The sequence below is a fragment of the Bradyrhizobium sp. I71 genome (assembly GCF_022354745.1).
In the GTDB taxonomy this organism is placed as follows: Bacteria; Pseudomonadota; Alphaproteobacteria; order Rhizobiales; family Xanthobacteraceae; genus Bradyrhizobium; species Bradyrhizobium liaoningense.
In genome coordinates this window covers 2,805,006-2,825,029 of record NZ_CP059398.1, presented here as the reverse complement: position 1 = coordinate 2,825,029, position 20,024 = coordinate 2,805,006, and the positions used below count along the sequence as shown (strand labels likewise).

Sequence of the window (20,024 nt, the reverse complement as noted above, 5' to 3'; positions counted from 1 at the left end):
CGGTGCTTTCGCACCACAGGGCTCAGCCTCACATGGCGGAGTTGCCGACGCAGGCGTGACGGGCTCCCGCCATCTTCTTCCCCTATGCAAGCCCTATTGTGCCGTGCGCCGTCCGCGGTCTAAGAGCTGCGGCAAAAGCTGTGACTTACGGAGATTCCATGCCAGCCTCAGCCCCAAGCCAAAGCCCTGAGCGAAGCGCCAAGGCGCTGCTGCTCGAAGGCGTCAATGACAGCGCCGTGGACCTGTTCAGGAGCGCGGGTTTCACCAACGTCGAGCGGCTGACCAAGGCGCTGGACGGTGAGGATCTGCGGCGGGCGATCAAGGGCGTATCGCTGCTCGGCATCCGCTCGCGGACTCAGATCACCGATGAGGTGCTCGCGGCATCGGACCAGCTTCTCGCCGTCGGCTGCTTCAGCGTCGGCACCAACCAGGTCGATCTCCTGGCTGCGCGCAAGCGTGGTGTTCCCGTGTTCAATGCCCCGTTCTCCAATACGCGCAGCGTCGCCGAACTCGTGATTGGCGAGATCGTGATGCTGCTGCGGCGGATCTTTCCGCGCTCGGTGTCGGCCCATCAGGGAGGCTGGGACAAGTCGGCGACCGGCAGCCGCGAGGTGCGCGGCCGCACGCTGGGCATCGTCGGCTACGGCAATATCGGCTCGCAGCTCTCGACGCTGGCCGAAGCCATGGGCATGCGCGTGATCTACTTCGACCGCACCGACAAGCTTCGTCACGGCAATACCGAGCCCGTTGAGAAGCTGAGTGAGCTTCTGGCGCAGAGCGACGTCGTCAGTCTGCACGTGCCCGAGACGCCGGAAACGGCCGGCATGATCGGCGAGAAAGAGCTGCGGACAATGAAGCCCGGCTCGTTCCTGATCAACAACAGCCGCGGCACCGTGGTTGACCTCGATGCACTTGCCGCCGCATTGCGAGAGGGGCATCTCGCCGGCGCGGCCATTGACGTGTTTCCGGTCGAGCCCTCCTCCAACGCGGATCGCTTCAAGAGTCCGGTCCAGGGCCTGGAGAACGTCATCCTCACCCCGCATATCGGCGGTTCGACCGAAGAGGCCCAGGAGCGCATCGGCGGCGAGGTCGCTCGCAAGCTGGTCGACTATTTCATCACCGGCTCGACCATGGGCGCCGTGAACTTCCCCGAAGTGCAGTTGCATCTTCGCCCCTCCGGCGCTCGCTTCAGCCATGTCCATCGCAACGTGCCGGGCATGCTGCGGCGGCTGAACGAGGTCTTCCTCCAGCGCGACATCAACATCGCCGCGCAATATCTGGAGACCGCCGGCGACCTCGGCTATGTCGTGCTCGACGCCGATCTCGGCGGCCAGGACTCCGGCGAGCTGCTCCAGCAGATCCGCGCCCTCGACGGCACCATCGGCGCGCGGCTGGTGTTCGAGCACTAAAGCGTCTTGGAGCGAAGTGGATACAAAGAAAACGCGTCAACCAGAATCTAGAGCCATTTCCGTTCCGATCGCATCAGAACGGAAAATAGCTCCAGATCATCCCACGTTCCGGTTGCAACTTGTAGCAACTACTCCCACACTGTCGTCGAATTCGGCCCGGTCAAAAATCGCGTCGAATTTGAGCTTCAGTTGCGTGAGTGTCCGCCATGGAACGGGACGCCGTACTGATTGATCTCGCGCTTCAGGGCGGCGGTTCGCACGGCGCCTTCTCCTGGGGTGTGCTCGACCGTCTTCTGGAAGAGAAATGGTTGGAGATCGCCGCAATCTCCGGAACCTCCGCCGGCGCGATGAATGCGGCGGTTCTGGCGGACGGCTGGACAGCCGGCGGCGCCGAGGGCGCGCGAGAGGCGCTCGACCGATACTGGCGCCGTGTCTCGAAGGCCGCGACCTTCAGCCCGCTACAACGCTCTCCGCTCGACCGCTTGATGGGGCGCTGGACCCTCGATACGTCGCCCTTCTACGTCCTCACCGATTTGATGTCGCGCGTGCTGTCGCCCTACGACCTCAATCCGACCGGTTACAATCCGCTGCGCGCGGTGCTGGCCGAGAGTATCGATTTCGAACGCCTCGGGCGCTCGCCGATCCGGCTGTTCATCACCGCGACTCGGGTGCGCACCGGGCGCGGCCGTATCTTCCGCAACGCGGAGATCACGGCGGATGTGCTGCTGGCATCGGCCTGCCTGCCGACCATGTTCCGCGCGATCGAGATCGACGGCGAGCCCTATTGGGACGGCGGCTTTGCCGGCAACCCGACGATCACGCCGCTGGTGCGCGAAAGCGACGCGCATGACACCATTCTCGTCCAGATCAATCCGACCGAGCGGCTGGAGGAACCGCGGACGGCTGCGGAAATCCTCAACCGGCTCAACGAAATCTCATTCAATTCGCCGCTGATGAAGGAGCTGCGCATGATCGCGCTGCTGCGACAGGCGGCGGACCCCGGCAGCGGCGAGGGCGCGCGCTGGGCGAAGATGCGGATACACCGGATCAAGAGCGACATGCTGGCGAAGTTCGGGGCTTCCTCGAAGCTCAACGCGGAGTGGGAGTTCGTCTCGATGCTGCGCGCCGAGGGACGCATGGCCGCGGACGACTTCCTCGCCGAGCACGGCGCGGATATCGGCCGTCGTTCGACCGCCGATCTCGACGTCCTGCTGTCGGAGTGCTGAGGCATGGGTCTCCTCGGCCTCCTCGTCGGGCTCGGCCTGCTCGTCCTGTTCGCCTTCCGCGGCTGGAGCGTCCTGCTGCTCGCGCCGTTCGCCGCACTCGTTGCCGCGCTGTTCGGCGGTGAGCCGCTGCTCGCGAACCTGACCCAGGTGTTCATGGTGAACGCGGCGGGATTTCTGGCGCAGTTCTTCCCGATCTTTCTGCTTGGCGCCGTCTTCGGCAAGTTGATGGATGACAGCGGCGCGGTGACGTCGGTCGCCGGCTTCATGGCGGAGCGTCTCGGCGAACGGCGCGTGATCCTGGCGGTCGTGCTTGCCGGCGCGTTGGTCACCTATGGGGGTGTCAGCCTGTTCGTTGCGTTCTTTGTCATCGTTCCCATGGCACGCTCGCTGTTTCGTGCCGCTTCGATTCCGCGTCGTCTGATCCCGGCCGCGATCGTGCTGGGAACGTCGACCTTCACCATGTCGGCCCTGCCTGGCACGCCGTCGATCCAGAATGCGATCCCGATGCCGTTCTTCGGCACGACGCCGTTTGCCGCGCCGGGCCTCGGCATCGTCGCCTCGCTCATCATGCTCGGCACCGGATTGTGGTGGCTGCATCGCGCTGAAGCTGCGGCGCGCCGCGCCGCAGAAGGCTATGGCGACGATGCCGAGGGCGCGATCGAGCAGGCCGCTGCCGACGAGCTCGTGCGCGAGCGCGCGACGACTGCCAGCGAGTTCGATCCGGCGGAGCTACAGCACGGTCATCGCAGCGAGCGGCCATCGCCTGTGCTGAACGCCATGGCGCCGCTCGTCGTCGTCGTGACCGTCAATCTGGTGATGTCGCTGGTGGTGCTGCCGCGGCTCGATGTCAGCTATCTCGCCGAGCCGCGCTTTGGTGACACGACGCTTGCGGCCGTCGCAGGCGTGTGGTCGGTCGCGGTGGCGCTGGCTGCCGCCATCGTTACGACCATCGCGCTGAACTGGGCGCGCCTGCCGGCGCTACGCCGGACGATGGACGCCGGGGCCAATGCGTCGGTCCTGCCTGCGTTCAGCGTCGCCAGCCTCGTCGGCTTCGGCGCCGTCGTGGCCTCGCTGCCGGCGTTCACGATCGTGCGCGACTGGGTGCTGGCGATCGAAGGGGGACCGCTGGTCTCGCTCGCCGTCGCGACCAACATCCTGGCCGCACTGACAGGGTCGGCATCGGGCGGCCTGACCATCGCCCTCGACGCCCTCGGCCCGACCTACGTCGAGCTTGCCGCGCGGACCGGCATCGACCTTGCGCTGATGCATCGCGTGGCGGTGATCGGCGCGGGCACGCTGGACATCCTGCCACACAACGGTGCGGTGGTCAGCCTGCTCGCGATCTGCGGCCTGACCCATCGCGACAGCTATTTCGACATCGTCATGGTGGGCATCGTGACCTCGCTCCTGGCGCTGGTGGCGGTGATCGCCCTGGGCACTGCGCTGGGCTCGTTCTGACGGAAAGCCGGCGTCAGCGATTGACGGACGGGCGAAGGTTGCATTGAATCCGGCCAACTTCCGAACGCAACAGAACAAGCCGGCTGGAAACGATGAAGCGAAACAGAGCGAATCTGTGTGCATGGTTCGTGGGTACTGCGGCCGCAATGAGCGCGAGCGGTGCGTTGGCGGAGGATGCCGAGACGGTCTGCAAGGGGCTGGTCGGCGGCACCGATGCCGTGAAGATCGATGCCGCGACGTTTCAGTCGCCATCGACTCCCGCTGTTGCCGAACGTGGGCCGACCCCGTCCGGGCGCATCACGCCGGCCAATCCGCGCTTCTGCAAGGTGCTCGGCCATATCGACCCCACCGATCCCAAGGCGCCGCCGATCAGATTCCAGGTCAACCTCCCCGTCGAATGGAACGGCCGCTCGCTGCAATATGGCGGAGGCGGTTTCAATGGCGTGCTGATCACCGGCCTTGCGCTGCCGCCGGCCTATCCCTTCGACAAGCCGTCGCCGCTCGCGCGCGGCTTCGTCACCTACGGCACGGACTCCGGCCACGAATCCAGGCCGGGCGAGCCGCCGCAGTTGTTTGCGTTGAACGACGAGGCCTTCGAGAACTTCGCCCATCGCGCCTACAAGAAGGTGCGCGACGTGGCCGTGGTCCTGATGCAGCGCGCCTACGGCAAGAAGCCGGACAAGATGTACTTCATGGGTTCGTCCGAAGGCGGCCGCGAAGGCCTGACCATGGCGTAGCGCTACCCCGATGATTTCGACGGGATCTTCGCGCGGGTGCCTGTCATCAACTGGGTCGGCCTGCAGCATGCCGGAACGCGCTCGGGCCTGGTGACCATGGGGGAGGGCTGGATCAATCCGGCGCAGGTGAAGCTGGTCGGCGATGCCGTGCGGGCGGCCTGCGACAAGGCCGACGGCTCCGACGATGCGCTGGTGCAGGATCCGGTCGCCTGCAAGGCGGCATTCAAGGTCGAGACTCTGCGCTGCGCGGCGGGCCAGGGCGGCGATCAGTGCCTCACCGATCCCCAGATCAAGGCGATCAACACGCTGCATGCGACCTACAAATTCCCGTTCGCGCTCGCCAATGGCCTCGACGACTATCCGTGCTGGGGCGTCTCGGGCGAGGACACGCCAGCGATCGGGCCGACCGGCGGCTGGGTCGCGTGGTGGCTCGGCACCGCGCCGCCGGCGCAGCCGCCTGCGCCCAACAACGGCATCGCCTGGATCTACGGAGCCGGCGGCATTCAATATGTCTTCGCGCGCGATCCGAAGCTCGATGTCACCACCTACAACGTGGAGCACTACAAGGCGCGGCTGCTCGAGGTCTCGAAGCTGATGGATTCGACCGATCCCGACCTCAGCCGCTTCCGGATAGGCGGCGGCCGTCTGATCATGCTCGAGCACATGGCCGACTATGCGCAGAGCCCCTATGCCGGCATCCGCTATTTCGAGAGCGTCGAACGCAGGATGGGCAAGGCCGAGACGGCGGAATTCGCGCGGCTCTACACCGCGCCCGGTGTCGACCATGTCGGCTCCGGCGCGCCGGCCAATGTCGACATGCTGAGCGTGCTGGTCGACTGGGTCGAGAACGGCAAGGCGCCCGGCGATCTCGAAGTCAGCGAGCAGAAGGTCGAGGCGCCGTCGTTCGCGACGCTGCGCGCACTGCCGCTGTGCCGTTGGCCGGCCTGGCCGCACTACAAGGCGGGTGCGGTGAAGGAGGCGTTCCTGTGCGCCATAGCGAAACGGCCGGTTTGACAATCGCCCCGTGTCCGGCTATATACTTCGCATGCGAAATAATGAGGCCGCAGCGAAGCATCATCGGCTGATCTACCTGCTGAGCGTCGCGCACCGGCGCCTGCAGCGCTGGATGGCGGCGCAGCCGCAGAGTACGGTGACGCCGGCGCAGGCCGGGCTGCTGTTCATCCTCGGCAAGCAGGACGGCGTCCTGATCGGCGAGGCGGGCGCGGCGCTCGATATGGGGCCGGCCGGCATTTCCGGCCTGGTCGACCGCACCGCTGCCGCAAGACTGATCGAGCGCCGCGCCGATCGCGAGGATGGCCGCGCCTGGCGCATCTGGCTGACGCCCAAGGGGCGCAGCGCGCTGGCGCAGGCGAAGACCTCGGCGGCGGAGGTCAACGCGACGCTGACGGAGGGATTTACGGCCGCGGAGATCGACATCGTCGCACGCTGGCTGACGAGCATTCAGGACAAGTTTCCAAGAGGAGCAGACGAATGACCGAGCACGTCCGAATCGAGAGCAACGGCGGAATTCTCACCCTGACATTGGCGCGTCCCGACAAGAAGAACGCGCTGACCGATGCGATGTACGGCAAGCTGGCGGACACAATCGAATCCGCCGAGTTCGATCCGTCCGCTCGCGTGATCCTGATTCGCGGCGAGGGCGACATGTTCACCGCCGGCAACGACGTCGGCGAATTCGCCGCGGTCGCAGCCGGCAAGTCCGAAGGCAGCCGCAACGTCGTGCGCTTCATCCAGTCACTGGCGCGCTGCACCCGGCCGCTGGTCGCAGCCGTGCAGGGTCGTGCCGTCGGCGTCGGCACCACGATGCTGCTGCATTGCGATCTCGTCGTGCTCGCCGACAACGCGCAATTGTCGACGCCGTTCGTCAGCCTTGCCCTGGTGCCGGAGGCCGCCTCCAGCCTGCTGATGCCGGCGCGCATCGGCTATGCGCGCGCCTATGAGATGTTCGCGCTTGGCGAGACCGTGCCCGCCAAGTCGGCGCTGGAATGGGGCCTTGCCAACCGTGTGGTACCGCTCGACAAGCTCGATGCCGAGGCGCTCGCCCTCGCGCAGCGTCTCGCCCGTCAGCCGCTCGGCGCGCTCACGGCCACCAAGAAGCTGATGCGCAACGGCGAGGCGCTGGTCGCCCAGATGCAGGCCGAAGGCGAGCAGTTCGCGCAGCGCCTGCGCACCGCCGAAGCACGCGAGGCGTTCACGGCGTTCGCCGAGCGCCGCCCGCCGGATTTCACGAAGGTGGCGTGAGGCGATCTCCCGACAGAGTGGCCGAGGTCCATATCATTTGAAATAAACCTTAACGAAACTTTGGCATGTCCCCGTGCAGGATGACCGCTCGTGGCGAGTAGGTCTTTTGCTCCATGTCAATTTTTAAGAAATCGGTAAGCACGCTCCTCCTGGTTCTGATGGCGCTACTGGCCGTCGGTGCGCTGACCAGCACGGCCATTCAGATGGGTGGGGCCTTCAGCCGCTACAGCGAAAGCCTGGAGACCGAGCGGCTCGCTAATGCCGACAAGGCGATCTTCCAAGGCGTGTTGGCCTTGCGCAACAACCGCGGCGATGCCCAGAGCGCGCTGCTGGGCGAGGACGATCCGCGCGCCAAGCTCGGCGCCGCCGAGAAGGCCGAGCAGGCCGGTTTCGACGCCATCGCCGCCGCGCTCTCGACCGTCGAATTCGCGCGGCGCGACGAACTCGCCGGCACGCTGAAGCAGCGCTGGAGCGAGGCCGCGCCGAAGTTCCAGCTGTTCTACGACGAAGCCAGGTTGCCGCGCGCGGAACGCAAGGTCGAGCGCACCGCACCCTGGTACGATTCCGTCACCAAGGTGATCGAGACCGCGAACCTCGCGTCCACCGCGGTGTCGAACCGCGCCTGGATGAACGATCCCTTCATTGCCCGCATGATCCAGGCCCGCCGGCTCGCCTGGCAGGTGCGTGATCGCTACGGCATCCAGTGCTCGACCCTGCGCCCGAACGTCAACGGCTCAAAGCCGCTCGACGAGACCCAGAAGCAGACCGTGGCCGGATGGAATGGCACCATCACTGCCGGATGGGCGGGCATGGAAGAACTGCTGGCTGCGCCTGATGTGACGGCGGATCTCGTCAACACGGCCAGAGAGGCCCGCGCCAGGACCGACGGGGTTCTCAAGCAGATCGGCGAACTGACCGGGAACTTCGACGGCAGCGGCCGTCCCGCGATGCCCGCCTCGGAATGGAATGCGCTGTGCCAGTCGCCCTTCGCGTCCATCGTCGCGGTCGCCAACAAGGCGCTCGACCTGTCGATCGCGCGCGCGGAGGCGGTTCAGGCGAAAGCGCTCACCAACCTCATCGTGCAGTCGTTCGCATTCCTGCTCGCGCTGGCCGTGACCGTGGCCGGCGTGTTCGTGGTGCGCCATCGCCTCATGCGTCCGGTGCGCGCCATCCTCGATGCCATCGCGCGCATCGGCGCGCGCGATTATGCGACGCCGGTTCCGCAATCCCGCCACCCCGACGAGTTCGGCACCATGGCCGCCGCGCTCGAGAGCCTGCGCGAGAGCGCGGCGACCGCGGAACGGCTGGGCCGGGAACGTGAATCGCAACAGGCGCTTCAGCTCGCCCGGTCAGGCACCGTCGATGCCGCCTGCCGCAGTTTCGACGACACGGTGCAGGCGGTCATCCAGAGCGTCGTGGCCTCGACGCGGGAGCTCGACGCCACCGCGACCGGTGTGCGCTCGCTGGTCTCGGACTCCAGCAGCCAGACCGCCGCGGTCTCGTCCGCCGCCGAGCAGGCCACCAACAATCTCGAGACCATCGCGGCCGCGACCGAGGAGCTCTCCGCATCCGTCGGCGAAATCTCCGCACAGGTGCAGTCGAGCGCCCGCGAGGCCCGCGAGGCCGTGGCGCAGGCCGAGCAGACCAACGCGACGGTCGAGATCCTCGACCAGACCGCGAGCCGCATCGGCGAGGTCGTGAAGATGATCAACGCGATTGCGGCCCAGACCAACCTCCTGGCGCTGAACGCCACCATCGAAGCCGCGCGTGCGGGCGAGGCCGGCCGCGGCTTTGCCGTCGTCGCGGGCGAGGTCAAGAGCCTCGCGTCCCAGACCGCGGCAGCGACGGAAGAGATCTCGCGCCAGGTCGAGGAGATCCAGGGCGCCACCGGCCAGGCCGTCGCCGCGATCCGCTCGATCGGCGGCGCCATCGGCGGCATCGACGAGAAGATGACGGCAATTGCGGCTGCGGTCGAGCAGCAGCGGGCGGCGACCACGGAGATCTCGCGCAACTTCCAGCAGGCCGCCCAAGGCACCCGTGAGGTGACCGACACCATCGGCAGCGTCGCGAGGCTCAACCAGGAGACTGGCAACGCCGGCACGGTGCTGTCGGAGTCCGTCAAGAAGATGTCGGCCGACGCCGATCGCCTGCGCGTGGCGGTCGAGGGCTTCCTGGGAGCCGTGAAGACCGCGTAGTTTCGTTCTCTCACCATCCAACGTCGCGCGGGCATTGCCGTCGGTCCGCGTGGCGGGTACATCTGTGGCGCCTCGCTCCGCGGGTGCTGAGAAAGACGTAAGACATATCAGGGATGGAGAGTTCGATGCCGGTCGCGCCACAACACAAGGCCCAGCGCCCCTATCGCGGTGTGTTCCCGGTCGCGCCCACCATCTTCGACGAGCGCGGCGAGCTCGATCTCGAGGGCCAGCGCCGCTGCATCGATTTCATGATCGATGCCGGCTCACACGGCATCTGCATCCTCGCCAATTTCTCCGAGCAGTTCGTGCTCACCGACGCCGAGCGCGAGGCCGTGATGCATGCGGTGCTGGAACATGTGGCTGGCCGGGTTCCCGTGATCGTGACCACCACGCATTTCAGCTCGGCCGTGTGCGCGGCGCGCAGCAAGCAGGCCGAGGCGGCCGGCGCCGCCATGGTGATGGTGATGCCGCCCTATCACGGCGCGACTTTCCGTGTCCCCGAGAAGGGCATCGTCGAATTCTTCAAGGTGCTCTCGGGCGCGATCGACATCCCCATCATGATCCAGGACGCGCCTGTGGCCGGCACGCCGCTCTCGGTCGAGCTGCTGGCGCGGCTGGCGCGCGAATTCGCCAACATCCGCTATTTCAAGATCGAGGTAGCAGGCGCGGCTTCGAAGCTCCGCAGCCTGATCGAGGCGGGCGGCAGCGATATCGAAGGCCCCTGGGACGGCGAGGAGGCGATCACGCTGCTGGCCGATCTCGACGCCGGCGCCACCGGCGCCATGACCGGCGGCGGCTATCCCGACGGCATCCGCCAGATCATCGATCCCTATTTCGCCGGTAAGCGCGAGGAAGCGAAGGCCGCCTATGAGCGCTGGCTGCCGCTGATCAACTACGAGAACCGCCAATGCGGCCTGATCGCCTGCAAGGTCATGATGCAGGCCGGCGGTGTGATCAAGTCGGAAGCCGTGCGGCATCCGCTCCAGCCGCTGCATCCGGCAACGCGCGCGGGATTGCTGGAACTCGCCAGGGAGCGCGATGCACTGGCGCTGCGGTGGGGGAGGTAACCTTCTCCCGCCGAAATTCAGCCTTTCCGTCGTCATTGCGAGGAGCGAAGCGACCAGACCGGTTCCGCGGAGACGGTCTGGATTGTCTCGCTGCGCCCGCAATGATGGGGCCGGCCATTTCGGCTAGAGGTTTCGAATTGACGCAATTCCGCCAGTTCCCCCGGACCCCGCGATCAAGTATCGTGCGCTGACCAACCAGACTCTGCGGAGCAGTCGAGACCTCGCGCAATACCTCTTCACGATGCCGTTATCCCAGGTCAGGTTGGCGCAAACCGACAGAACAGGGAGGCAGTGCCATGACGATGAGGCCGGATCCCACCTTTCACGCATCGCCCAGGCTTGCGATGGAAGCACCTGCGGAGAACTTTGCCTACACGTTGCTGCTCAGTCCGGACTTCTCAAAGCCGGATGCTCTCGCGGTCATCGACGTCAAGCCGGGATCGCCGACCTATAGCCAGATCGTCCACACCGTGACGATGCCCAACAAGGGCGATGAGTTTCATCATTTCGGCTGGAATGCGTGCTCCTCCGCCTTGTCGCCGCTCGCCGGACACGCCTTCATCGAGCGGCGCTATCTCATCATTCCCGGGCTGCGCTCGTCGCGCATCTACATCATCGATACCAAGCCCGACCCGACCAAAGCCAAGATCCACAAGATCATCGAGCCAGAGGAAGTCTTCAAGAAGACCGGCTACTCGCGGCCACACACGATCCATTGCGGGCCGGACGGCATCTACGTGAGCACGCTCGGCGGCGGCGGCAAGGACGGTACCGACGGCCCTCCCGGCATTTTCATCATGGATTGCGAGACCTTCGAGGTCCTCGGACGATGGGAGATCGACCGCGGTCCACAGACGCTGCATTATGATTTCTGGTGGAATCTGCCGCGCGACTACATGGTGACGAGCGAATGGGCCTTGCCGCCGCAGTTCGAGAACGGGATCGTCCCGGAAGATCTGCTCGCGAACAAATACGGACATCGTCTCCACTTCTGGGATCTTCGCGCACGTCGCAACGTCCAGACCATCGACCTCGGCGCCAATCACCAAATGGCGCTGGAGGTACGACCGGCGCACGATCCGGTTCGCGAGTACGGCTTCGTCGGCGTCGTGGTCGACACCACGAATCTCGAAGCATCGATCTGGACGTGGTGGCGAGAAGGCGGGAAATTCCATGCGGAGAAGACCGCGACGATCCCACCCGAGCCCGCGCCAAAGGAGAAACTCCCGCCGCTGCTCCAGGGATTTGGCGCCGTGCCGCCGCTGGTGTCCGACATCGACCTGTCGATGGATGACCGGTTTCTCTATGTCTCGTGCTGGGGCACGGGTGAAATGCGCCAGTACGACGTCAGTGATCCGCGCAAGCCGAAGCTTGCGGGCTCGGTCCACATCGGCGGTATCGCGCGCCGCACGCCTCATCCGAACGGCAAGGCATTTGCGGCGGGTCCGCAGATGGTCGAGATCAGCCGCGACGGCAGGCGCGTTTACTGGACCAACTCGCTCTATTCCACCTGGGATGACCAGTTCTATCCTGATGGAGTTCCGGGCGTGGAGGTCATGGCCAATGTCGGTCGCAATGGCGGCCTTGAGCTCGACAAGGATTATTTCGTGAGCTTCCCCGACGGATATCGTGCGCACCAGATCAGGCTCGAGGGCGGCGATTGTTCGACGGATTCCTTTTGCTATCCGTCGGTCTAGATTGGGAGCACGCGAGCCCGGCACTCGGCTGGCTGTGGCTCGCGCTTGTTGCGAGCGGTCTCTACCACGGGGTCAATCCGGGCATGGGCTGGCCGCTCGCCGTTTCGGCCGGGCTCATGGACAAGAGCCCGCGTGCGCTTTTCCGCGCCTTGTGGGCCCTGTCCGCCGGGCATCTGCTCGCAACGTTTCTCGTGCTGCTGCCATTCGCGTTCCTGCTCGTGCTGGCGGAGTGGCAGCGTCCGATCCAGCTAGTCGCGAGCCTTCTCGTCATCGGCTTCGGCGTCTATCGGTTGATCGTTCGGCGCCATCCCCGCGCGCTGGCACGAATTCCGCCGACGCAATTGGTGCTCTGGTCGTTTGCCGTCGCCATTGCGCACGGCGCCGCCTTGATGCTCGTGCCGATCTATCTTGGGCTTTGCCAGGCCTTCGAGCTCGATGCCGGACATGAGGCGGCGGGCGAGTTGATGAAGGCAAGCGTCGGGATGGCGGCGCTGGTGTCCCTGGTGCACGTTGCCGCCATGGTCAGCGCCGGCGGGTGTCTGGCCTGGCTGGTCTACCGTTATCTGGGGTTGAGGTTCGTCTCGCGAAGCTGGTTCAATCTGGATGCGGTCTGGGCGACCAGCCTCGTCCTGGTCGGCGCCGTGGCGCTCGCCTTCAATCTTGCGAGCTGACTGTGAGGCCTATCGCGTCAGCGCCCACTCGCCGACGATGCGGAAACGACCCTTCGCCTCGTCCTGCTTGAACAGTGCGAGGCGGTCGATCGCCAGCGCGCCGAGACGAAGCGACGCAAACCGGGCCCGTAACATCTCCAGAATCGGCCCGCGGCGCTCTGCATCCAGCCGGCCGGTGAGCGTCATGTGGAAGCGGAATTCCTCCATCACGTAAGGGTAGCCCCAACGGTCGAGATAATCGCGCTGCCGCTCGGTGAGTTTTTCGGGCTTGCGCCGCGCACGATCTTCCGCGGTGAGAACCGCGCGGAAGGAGTCGAATTCACGGACGCAATCGGCGGCAAATTGCTGAATCTCGTCAACCGGCTCGGCGGGAATGACGGCAATGAAGCCGCTGATGGTATCGACGACGGGCCGGATCACTGGAATTGTCCGCGATTGGCCGGCGAACGTCGCGCAGGCCGCCATGAGCTCGGCCTCGGTCCTGCCCGATGCCAGCGCCATCGGCGCCTTCAGCGTGGCGTGAAAGCCGTATTTGCGGGGATCGGCGGTGATGTCGCGCCAGTCCGGAGCAATCTGCAGCGCCTCGGGCGGAAACGGCACCTCGTCGCCCGTGTGGGCGTCATAGCCGAGCAGCTCGGCGCCGAAGCGGGAGAGGGCGCCGTCGGCGCCGGCGGCAAAATAGATCGCGTAGCGGGGGAAACCTGTCATCACCTCAGCATAGCCAATTTAAGCCGCGGCGACAGCCTCGCGCGGCGCCGCCACAGCAGTGAGCAGCCTTGTCGCGTCGGTGAGATGCACGAGCTTGCCGCCTGAGATCACCGCGATCAGCCGCGGCCGCAGCTTCACGCTGTCGTCGACGAGGAGAATGTCGGCGCGGCGTCCCTCCGCGAGCATGCCGCGATCGGCAAGGCCGGTCGCGCGCGCCGGGCCGGCGGAGACCAGATCCCAGGCCTGTGCCAGCGGCACCACGCCATCGGCGGCGAGCCGGAACGCGGCGAGCAGCTGCGCGGGATAATAATAATCCGAGGCCAGCACCGAGCAGAGCCCCTTGGCGATCATGTCGGAGGCCTTGGTCCAGCCGGTGTGGCTGCCGCCGCGCACGACGTTCGGCGCGCCATAGACGATGGCATCGCCGTGGCTTGCCGCCGCCCGGGCCGTCTCCTCGTTGATCGGAAACTCCGCGATGTCAGCGCCGAGCTCGCGAAATTCCCGGCGCATCGCCGGCGTCGCGTCGTCGTGCGAGAGCATCCGCACCTCGGCCGCGCGGGCAGAAGCGGCGAGGCGCGACACCGAAGCGGGCACCTCATCGGCGCGCGAAACCACGCGCTCGACCAGCCGGTCGAATTCCTCGCTCGAAAGGCCAGTGCGCTCCACCATGCGGTTGCGCTTGCGCGGCTTGGACATGTCGGCGACGGTGCCGTCCATGTGGTCGTTGAAGGCGAACAGGTCGACGCGGCCCTCGGCGAGCCACTGGGCGATCTCGGCCTCGGCGTCGAGATTGTAGGTCTCGTGCCGCAGATGGAAGCGGGTGTCGGCGGCGAATTGCGGACGCTGCCGCTCGATCGCCTCCATCAGGCCGCGCGCATTGTCGGCGCTGCGCAGGCCCGGCTCCCAGGAGCAGGTCGTGGCGTGAAAGACGGTGGTGATGCCGTTGCCGATCGCCTGGCGGTCGCTGTCGGCGAGCGCGACGTCGATCGGAAAATCGACGCCGGCGCGCGGCATCATCTGTCGCTCGAAGGCATCGCCATGCAAATCGACGATGCCGGGCAGCACCAGCAGGTCGCGGGCATCGATCGCCAGCCGCGAACGGCCGCGCGAAGCATCGACCTGTGCAATATCCGTTCCGGACACGAGAAGCGAGGTTTCGGCGAATTCGGCGCCGATCAGGGCCCGGCCGCCTTCGAGGAATATGTCTGTCACGCGATCGCGCTTCGTTTGCTGGCAGGGGGATTGGTGAGAGAGCTCGCCCGTGCTTCGTATGTCGAAAGAAAATGTTCAATCCCGAGCTTGCGGAAATCGGGCAGCGCCTCGCGCAATTTGTCGTGATCCCAGTCCCACCAGGCGAGCTTCGCAAGGCGCCCGGCGATCTCCTCCGAGAACCGTCGCCGCACGATACGGGCCGGATTGCCGGCGACGATGGTGTAGGCCGGCACGTCCTTGGTGACGATGGCGCCGGCGGCGATCACCGCGCCGGTGCCGATGTTGCGACCCGGCAACACGATCGCGCCATGGCCGATCCAGACGTCGTGGCCGATATGGATATGATGCTGGCGCCGCCAGTCGAAGAACTCGGCATCGTCGCTCTCACCCTCGAAATAGGCGCTGGAGCGGTAGGTGAAGTGCGCCTGTGTCGTGCGGTGCATCGGATGGTTGCCGGGATTGATGCGCGTCATCGCCGCGATCGAGCAGAACTTTCCGATGGTGGTGTAGGTGATCTGCGAATCGTTGACGACATAGGAGTAATCGCCCATCGCCACTTCATGCAGGATCGTGCGCGCGCCAACCTCGGTATAGGCGCCGAGCCGGGTCTCATGCAGTTTGGCCGAGGGGTCGATGGTCGGCTGAACCGAAAGAGCTTTGGCGGCCATGTTGCATCCGAGCTGCGAGGGCGGGCGTTCCTCTTCGAGCGGCTTGATGACGGTGTCATGACGGCGAGATGACAGGGGATGAAGCGCGCAGGATCGCCGCACTGCAACGGCGCTGTCACACAAGTGTTAAGCATGGACGTTAGCGGTTGCCTCCAGCTACTCTGGAGCCCTGCATGCTGGTGGTCGATGGTCTGACGTGTCGCTTCGGCGTGAAAGCCGCGGTGGACGACGCTTCGTTTGAGGTTTCCCCCGGCGGCTTCGTCGGTGTAATCGGGCGCTCGGGCGCCGGCAAGTCGACATTGTTGCGGACGATCAACCGCCTTGCGACACCGTCGCAGGGCCGCATCCTGTTCGACGGCCTCGACGTCACCGCGTTGCGCGGCAAGGAGCTGCGGCAGTGGCGTGCCCGTTCGGCCATGATCTTCCAGCAGTTCAACCTGGTCGGCCGGCTCGACGTGCTCACCAATGTGCTGATGGGACGCCTCGCGACGATGCCGGCCTGGCGCTCGCTGCTGCAGGCCTGGCCCGAGCAGGACAAGGCGCTGGCGATGTCCGCACTGGAACAGTTCGACATCGCCTCGCTCGCCGCCCAGCGCGCCGATCAGCTCTCGGGCGGCCAGCAGCAGCGCGTGGCGATCGCCCGCGCATTGGTGCAGCAGCCCGATATTATTCTGGCCGACGAGCCGATCGCCTCGCTCGACCCGCGCAACACCAAGATCGTGATGGATGCGCTGCTGCGCATCAACAAGCATTTCGGCATCACCGTGCTCTGCAACCTGCATTCGCTCGATCTCGCCCGCAGCTATTGCGACCGCCTGATCGGCATGGCCGCGGGCCGCGTGGTGTTCGACGGCGCGCCGTCCGCGCTGACCGACCAGGTTGCGCGCGAGCTCTACGATCTCGAGGCCAACGAGGCCATGGGTGGCATGCCTGTGCCCGCGTCCGCCGGCGTCCCGGCGCTCGGAACGGCCGCTGCGGCCTGAGCCGCGGCGCATCCTTTGAATTGCAAGTTCTTGCGTCAACCGACCCCAACCGATGAAGAGGGTATCATGATCACTCGCAGACTAGTCCTTGCCGGCGCCGCCGCGCTCGCGTTCACGGCCTCCGCCTCGGCGAGCGACTGGAAGACCAAATATCCCGAGCTGACCTTCGCGGTCGTGCCGGCCGAGAACGCCTCGGGCGTCACCGAGCGCTGGGCGCCGTTCATGACCTATCTCTCCAAGGAACTGGGCGTGAAGGTCACGCTGCGCATCGCCAACGACTACGCCGCCGTGATCGAAGGCCAGCGCGCCGGCAACATCCATATTGCGAGCTACGGCTCGGCTTCGTTCGCCCGCGCCCGCCTCACCGGCGTCAAGACCGACGCTTTCGCCAACGACATCAACGCCGACGGCTCCACCGGCTATTATTCGGTGTTCTTCGTCAAGGCGAACAGCGCCTACAAGAAGATCGACGACCTCAAGGGCAAGAACCTCGGCCTGGTCGATCCGAACTCGACGTCGGGCAACAACGTGCCGCGCTTCGAGCTCGACAAGATGGGCATCCACGACGCCGACACCTATTTCAGCAAGGTCGTCTTCACCGGCAGCCACGAGAACGCGATGCTGGCGCTGGCGCAGGGAACGGTCGACGTCGCGGCCAACCAGTGGACCACCGACGACGATTCGACGCTGGCCCAAATGCTGACCAAGGGCATGCTGAAGAATGCCGACGGCTCGGCGATGAAGAAGGACGACTTCCGCATCGTCCACAAGTCGGCACCGATCATCAACGGTCCCTACGCCTACAACTCCGACTTGCCGGACGACGCCAAGGCGGCCATCGCGAAGGCCTTCTTCGACGCGCCGGCGAAGGATAAGGCGGCGTTCGATCGCCTCCAGGACGGCCAGAAGAAGGGTTTCAATCACGCCACCACCAAGGATTGGGACGGCACGATCGAGCTGATCAAGTTCGTCGATGCGCTGCGTAAAAAGAAGGCGTCCTGAGTTTTTGGGACGATGCACCTGAGCCGGGTCCCAAGGACCCGGCTCTTTCTTTGACCGGACCTGTTTCGACAGATGACGACAGCGGTTTCGATCCTCCCCGAGCAGCAGCTCGCCGTGCTCAATGGCGCCTATCGCCAGGCGGTTGCGCGCAGGCGGCTCCGCCTGTTGCTGGGCGCCGTCATCTTCGCCGCCGCGCTCTTTCTCGCCGCAATCGGCGCGGAAGTGAATTTGCGCACGCTGTTCACCTATTTCGGCAACTTCCTCAGCTATTTCGACCGCATCCTCACGCTCGACAACGGCCAGCGGGTCTGGACCGATGTCGGCGAGTGGTTCTGGGGCTGGCGCAAATGGCTGAAGATGCTGGGCGAGACGCTGCTGATCTCCTATGTCGGCACGCTGATCGGCGCGACTCTCGCCTTCTGCCTGAACTTCTTCGCGGCTGAAAACACCTCGCCCGCGCCCTGGCTGCGCTTCGTCGTGCGGCGGCTGCTCGAGTTCGCCCGCACGGTGCCCGGGATCGTGTTCGCACTGGTCTTCGTCATCGCCTTCGGGCTCGGTCCGATGGCGGGCGTGCTGGCGATCGCGATCCACTCCACCGGCGCGCTCGGAAAGCTGTTCTCGGAGATCGTCGAGAACGCCGACATGAAGCCGGTCGAGGGTATCCGCTCGACCGGCGCGAGCTGGCTGTCCTGCATGCGCTTTGCCGTGGTGCCGCAGGTGACCGCGGGCTATGCCAGCTACGCGCTGCTGCGTTTCGAGATCAACGTCCGCGAGGCCTCCGTGATGGGCTTTGTCGGCGCCGGTGGCATCGGCCAGGAACTCGTCGTCGCCATCCGCAAATTCTACTACTCCGACGTCAGCGCGATCCTGCTCACCATCGTCGTCACGGTCTTCATCATCGACATCGCCACCGGCTGGCTGCGCGGCCACCTGTTCGGCAAGGAGGCGCGGACGTGACGAAGCCGCAGGAGGTCGATGCCGCGCAGATGCGTGCGCGGTATCCCGAGGTGTTCGAGCGGCCGGCCTCGGCGCGGCTCGCGACGCCCGCCATGATCGTCCTGGCGTTCGCGATCCTCACTTACGGCCTCGTCGATCTCGACTTCTCGCCGTCGCGCTTCTTCGCCGGCCTCAGCCAGCTCGGCTGGATCAGCCTGATGATGATCCCGCCCGATCCCGGCTCGTCTCTGCCCATTTATCTGAAGGCGCTCGGCGAGACGCTGTCGATCGCGTTGCTCGGCACCACGCTGGGGGCGCTGTTTGCCTTGCCGGTGAGCCTGCTGGCGGCGCGCAACATCGTGCCGTCGAGCATTCTGCGCTTTCCCGTCCGCCGGTTCCTGGATTCGATTCGCGGCGTCGATACGCTGATCTGGGCGCTGGTGTGGATCAACGTGGTCGGGCTCGGCCCGTTCGCCGGCGTGCTCGCCATCGCGGTGTCGGATTTCGGCGCCTTCGGAAAGCTGTTCTCGGAGGCGTTCGAGGGCGCCGACCGGAAGCAGGTCGAGGGCATCCGCGCCTCCGGCGGCAGCGCGCTGCACGAGATCCGCTTCGGCCTGTTGCCGCAGGTCCTGCCCGTCATCGCCGGCCAGGTGCTCTACTTCATCGAATCGAACACCCGCTCGGCCACCATCATCGGCATCGTCGGCGCCGGCGGCATCGGCCTCCAGCTCGCCGAGCAGATCCGCGTGCTGGAATGGCAGAAGGTCTCGTTCCTGATCCTGATGATTTTGGTTGCGGTGGCCGCGATCGATTTCATCTCGGGCAAGCTGCGCTTTGCGATCATCGGCAGGCGGGCTGTGGCGTGATCGGCGATGCCGTAGGGTGGGCAAGGCGCAGCGTGCCCACCCTTTCTACCGAGAACAGGATAGAGGGTGGGCACGGCGCAAGTGCGCCTTTGCCCATCCTACGGCACTCTCCCACAAGGGGAGAGGGAAGAGCTACGACTCCACCAGAAATTCCACCCGTTCCGCCGCGAAGCGCGAGTGCTTTGTCAGCAGCGGCTTGCCCGTGAGATCGTTGTCGGTGGCATCGACCACCAGGATCGGCCGGCCCAGCGCCAGATCGAGCCGTGAGGCATCGGTCGCATCGACGATGCCGGCCGTGATTCGGGTCGCGCCGCGGCGATAGTCGCGCACGCCGTAATGCGCGAGAAGCTTGGTCATCGAGCGCGTCGCCGCGAACACGGCGCCGGCGTCCGGAAACCGTTCCGCCGACAGCCAGGTGGTGGACACGCAGATCGGCGTGCGGTCGGCGAGGCGGATCGCCTCGATCCGCATCAAAGGCGCGCCGGTCTTCAGTCCCAGCTCCCGCGCGAGCTCGCGCGTCGCGACATCGTCGGTCGCATCGATCAGCCGCCCATGCGGTTCCCGGCCGCCCGCACCGACGATCTCGGAAAAACGCGTGCGCGAGCGCAGCGGATAGGCGAGCTTCTGCGCCTCGACATAGGTTCCGCTGCCGCGCTCGGCCCGCACCAGGCCGCGCTCGGCGAGCGCAGCCAGCGCACGCCGCACGGTGTGGCGGTTGACGCGATAGGTTTCGGCGATCTCCATCTCGCCCGGCAGCTTGTCGCCGGCCGCAAAGCGGCCGTCGGCGATGCCGCGCTCGATGCCGTCGGCAACGAGGCGCCATAGCGCGACGCCCGAGGAGGCTGTGTCCTGCATGCTCATGTCGCGGGAAACCTACCCCAGAAATCACATCATTGTCACGAAACAGTCATGGCGTATCCGTATGAA

At 65.8% G+C, this 20,024-nt stretch carries 17 protein-coding genes and 1 pseudogene; 14 read left to right on the top strand and 4 right to left on the bottom strand.

Annotation, left to right across the window (positions count from 1 at the left end; genetic code table 11):
* Positions 1-158 precede the first annotated feature (158 nt).
* From serA to FJV43_RS13825, 10 genes and pseudogenes are all read left to right on the top strand, one after another.
* Entirely contained in the window at positions 159-1,409 is a 1,251-nt protein-coding gene (serA, locus tag FJV43_RS13870) for a phosphoglycerate dehydrogenase (protein WP_239627742.1), read from the top strand.
* Between the two features lie 206 nt (positions 1,410-1,615).
* Positions 1,616-2,635: a patatin-like phospholipase family protein gene (locus FJV43_RS13865; protein WP_239627741.1), complete on the top strand. Its 1,020-nt coding sequence runs from the start codon at positions 1,616-1,618 to the stop codon at positions 2,633-2,635.
* A 3-nt stretch (positions 2,636-2,638) separates the two neighbouring features.
* Positions 2,639-4,093 (top strand): GntP family permease, encoded by a 1,455-nt coding sequence (locus FJV43_RS13860; protein ID WP_239627739.1) that lies wholly within the window; start codon positions 2,639-2,641, stop codon positions 4,091-4,093.
* A gap of 92 nt (positions 4,094-4,185) precedes the next feature.
* Positions 4,186-5,844: pseudogene (locus FJV43_RS13855) on the top strand (tannase/feruloyl esterase family alpha/beta hydrolase).
* A gap of 31 nt (positions 5,845-5,875) precedes the next feature.
* The gene (locus FJV43_RS13850; protein WP_239627738.1) at positions 5,876-6,325 is read left to right on the top strand and encodes a MarR family winged helix-turn-helix transcriptional regulator; all 450 of its coding nucleotides are present in this window, start codon (positions 5,876-5,878) and stop codon (positions 6,323-6,325) included.
* Positions 6,322-7,092: an enoyl-CoA hydratase gene (locus FJV43_RS13845; protein WP_239627736.1), complete on the top strand. Its 771-nt coding sequence runs from the start codon at positions 6,322-6,324 to the stop codon at positions 7,090-7,092. Before FJV43_RS13850 ends, FJV43_RS13845 begins: the two co-directional genes overlap by 4 nt.
* A 113-nt stretch (positions 7,093-7,205) precedes the next feature.
* The gene (locus FJV43_RS13840) at positions 7,206-9,287 is read left to right on the top strand and encodes a methyl-accepting chemotaxis protein (protein ID WP_239627735.1); all 2,082 of its coding nucleotides are present in this window, start codon (positions 7,206-7,208) and stop codon (positions 9,285-9,287) included.
* 125 nt (positions 9,288-9,412) lie between these two features.
* Positions 9,413-10,354 (top strand): dihydrodipicolinate synthase family protein, encoded by a 942-nt coding sequence (locus tag FJV43_RS13835; RefSeq protein ID WP_239627733.1) that lies wholly within the window; start codon positions 9,413-9,415, stop codon positions 10,352-10,354.
* A 296-nt stretch (positions 10,355-10,650) separates the two neighbouring features.
* Positions 10,651-12,051 carry a selenium-binding family protein gene (locus FJV43_RS13830; protein WP_239627732.1) on the top strand — a complete coding sequence of 467 codons (1,401 nt, stop codon included), beginning with the start codon at positions 10,651-10,653 and terminating at the stop codon, positions 12,049-12,051.
* An 83-nt stretch (positions 12,052-12,134) separates the two neighbouring features.
* On the top strand, positions 12,135-12,722 hold the full coding sequence (locus FJV43_RS13825) for a hypothetical protein (protein WP_239629418.1): 588 nt from the start codon (positions 12,135-12,137) through the stop codon (positions 12,720-12,722).
* 9 nt (positions 12,723-12,731) lie between these two features.
* On the opposite strand, the gene FJV43_RS13820 is transcribed toward FJV43_RS13825, so the two are convergent.
* The 3 genes from FJV43_RS13820 to FJV43_RS13810 are packed head-to-tail and all read right to left on the bottom strand — an operon-like array spanning position 12,732 to position 15,310.
* Positions 12,732-13,430, bottom strand: coding sequence for a DUF1045 domain-containing protein (locus tag FJV43_RS13820; protein ID WP_239627730.1), 699 nt, complete (start codon positions 13,428-13,430; stop codon positions 12,732-12,734).
* An 18-nt stretch (positions 13,431-13,448) separates the two neighbouring features.
* On the bottom strand, positions 13,449-14,642 hold the full coding sequence (locus tag FJV43_RS13815) for an alpha-D-ribose 1-methylphosphonate 5-triphosphate diphosphatase (protein WP_239627728.1): 1,194 nt from the start codon (positions 14,640-14,642) through the stop codon (positions 13,449-13,451).
* Complete coding sequence (locus FJV43_RS13810) at positions 14,639-15,310, bottom strand: chloramphenicol acetyltransferase (RefSeq protein WP_239627727.1); 672 nt, start codon at positions 15,308-15,310, stop codon at positions 14,639-14,641. The genes FJV43_RS13815 and FJV43_RS13810 overlap by 4 nt, the downstream gene beginning before the upstream one ends.
* 173 nt (positions 15,311-15,483) lie before the next feature.
* Here FJV43_RS13810 and phnC point away from each other — a divergent pair, with 173 nt between their 5' ends.
* The 4 genes from phnC to phnE (FJV43_RS13790) all read left to right on the top strand — a co-directional run bounded on the left by phnC (position 15,484) and on the right by phnE (FJV43_RS13790) (position 19,097).
* Positions 15,484-16,293, top strand: coding sequence for a phosphonate ABC transporter ATP-binding protein (gene phnC / locus FJV43_RS13805; RefSeq protein WP_239627725.1), 810 nt, complete (start codon positions 15,484-15,486; stop codon positions 16,291-16,293).
* Positions 16,294-16,359: 66 nt separating this feature from the next.
* Positions 16,360-17,295 carry a phosphonate ABC transporter substrate-binding protein gene (phnD, locus tag FJV43_RS13800; protein ID WP_061881189.1) on the top strand — a complete coding sequence of 312 codons (936 nt, stop codon included), beginning with the start codon at positions 16,360-16,362 and terminating at the stop codon, positions 17,293-17,295.
* Positions 17,296-17,367: 72 nt separating this feature from the next.
* Positions 17,368-18,252, top strand: coding sequence for a phosphonate ABC transporter, permease protein PhnE (gene phnE, locus FJV43_RS13795; RefSeq protein ID WP_239627723.1), 885 nt, complete (start codon positions 17,368-17,370; stop codon positions 18,250-18,252).
* The gene (gene phnE, locus FJV43_RS13790; protein WP_239627722.1) at positions 18,249-19,097 is read left to right on the top strand and encodes a phosphonate ABC transporter, permease protein PhnE; all 849 of its coding nucleotides are present in this window, start codon (positions 18,249-18,251) and stop codon (positions 19,095-19,097) included. The genes phnE (FJV43_RS13795) and phnE (FJV43_RS13790) overlap by 4 nt, the downstream gene beginning before the upstream one ends.
* 132 nt (positions 19,098-19,229) lie before the next feature.
* On the opposite strand, the gene phnF is transcribed toward phnE (FJV43_RS13790), so the two are convergent.
* On the bottom strand, positions 19,230-19,958 hold the full coding sequence (gene phnF, locus FJV43_RS13785) for a phosphonate metabolism transcriptional regulator PhnF (protein WP_239627720.1): 729 nt from the start codon (positions 19,956-19,958) through the stop codon (positions 19,230-19,232).
* Between the last annotated feature and the right edge of the window lie 66 nt (positions 19,959-20,024).

What these genes read in the sequence shown, in the direction of transcription:
- serA (WP_239627742.1), top strand. Translation starts at nt 159, where the DNA reads ATGCCAGCCTCAGCCCCAAGCCAAAGCCCTGAGCGAAGCGCCAAGGCG.
- FJV43_RS13865 (WP_239627741.1), top strand. Translation starts at nt 1,616, where the DNA reads ATGGAACGGGACGCCGTACTGATTGATCTCGCGCTTCAGGGCGGCGGT.
- FJV43_RS13860 (WP_239627739.1), top strand. Translation starts at nt 2,639, where the DNA reads ATGGGTCTCCTCGGCCTCCTCGTCGGGCTCGGCCTGCTCGTCCTGTTC.
- FJV43_RS13850 (WP_239627738.1), top strand. Translation starts at nt 5,876, where the DNA reads ATGCGAAATAATGAGGCCGCAGCGAAGCATCATCGGCTGATCTACCTG.
- FJV43_RS13845 (WP_239627736.1), top strand. Translation starts at nt 6,322, where the DNA reads ATGACCGAGCACGTCCGAATCGAGAGCAACGGCGGAATTCTCACCCTG.
- FJV43_RS13840 (WP_239627735.1), top strand. Translation starts at nt 7,206, where the DNA reads ATGTCAATTTTTAAGAAATCGGTAAGCACGCTCCTCCTGGTTCTGATG.
- FJV43_RS13835 (WP_239627733.1), top strand. Translation starts at nt 9,413, where the DNA reads ATGCCGGTCGCGCCACAACACAAGGCCCAGCGCCCCTATCGCGGTGTG.
- FJV43_RS13830 (WP_239627732.1), top strand. Translation starts at nt 10,651, where the DNA reads ATGACGATGAGGCCGGATCCCACCTTTCACGCATCGCCCAGGCTTGCG.
- FJV43_RS13825 (WP_239629418.1), top strand. Translation starts at nt 12,135, where the DNA reads ATGGGCTGGCCGCTCGCCGTTTCGGCCGGGCTCATGGACAAGAGCCCG.
- FJV43_RS13820 (WP_239627730.1), bottom strand. Translation starts at nt 13,430, where the DNA reads ATGACAGGTTTCCCCCGCTACGCGATCTATTTTGCCGCCGGCGCCGAC.
- FJV43_RS13810 (WP_239627727.1), bottom strand. Translation starts at nt 15,310, where the DNA reads ATGGCCGCCAAAGCTCTTTCGGTTCAGCCGACCATCGACCCCTCGGCC.
- phnC (WP_239627725.1), top strand. Translation starts at nt 15,484, where the DNA reads ATGCTGGTGGTCGATGGTCTGACGTGTCGCTTCGGCGTGAAAGCCGCG.
- phnD (WP_061881189.1), top strand. Translation starts at nt 16,360, where the DNA reads ATGATCACTCGCAGACTAGTCCTTGCCGGCGCCGCCGCGCTCGCGTTC.
- phnE (WP_239627723.1), top strand. Translation starts at nt 17,368, where the DNA reads ATGACGACAGCGGTTTCGATCCTCCCCGAGCAGCAGCTCGCCGTGCTC.
- phnF (WP_239627720.1), bottom strand. Translation starts at nt 19,958, where the DNA reads ATGAGCATGCAGGACACAGCCTCCTCGGGCGTCGCGCTATGGCGCCTC.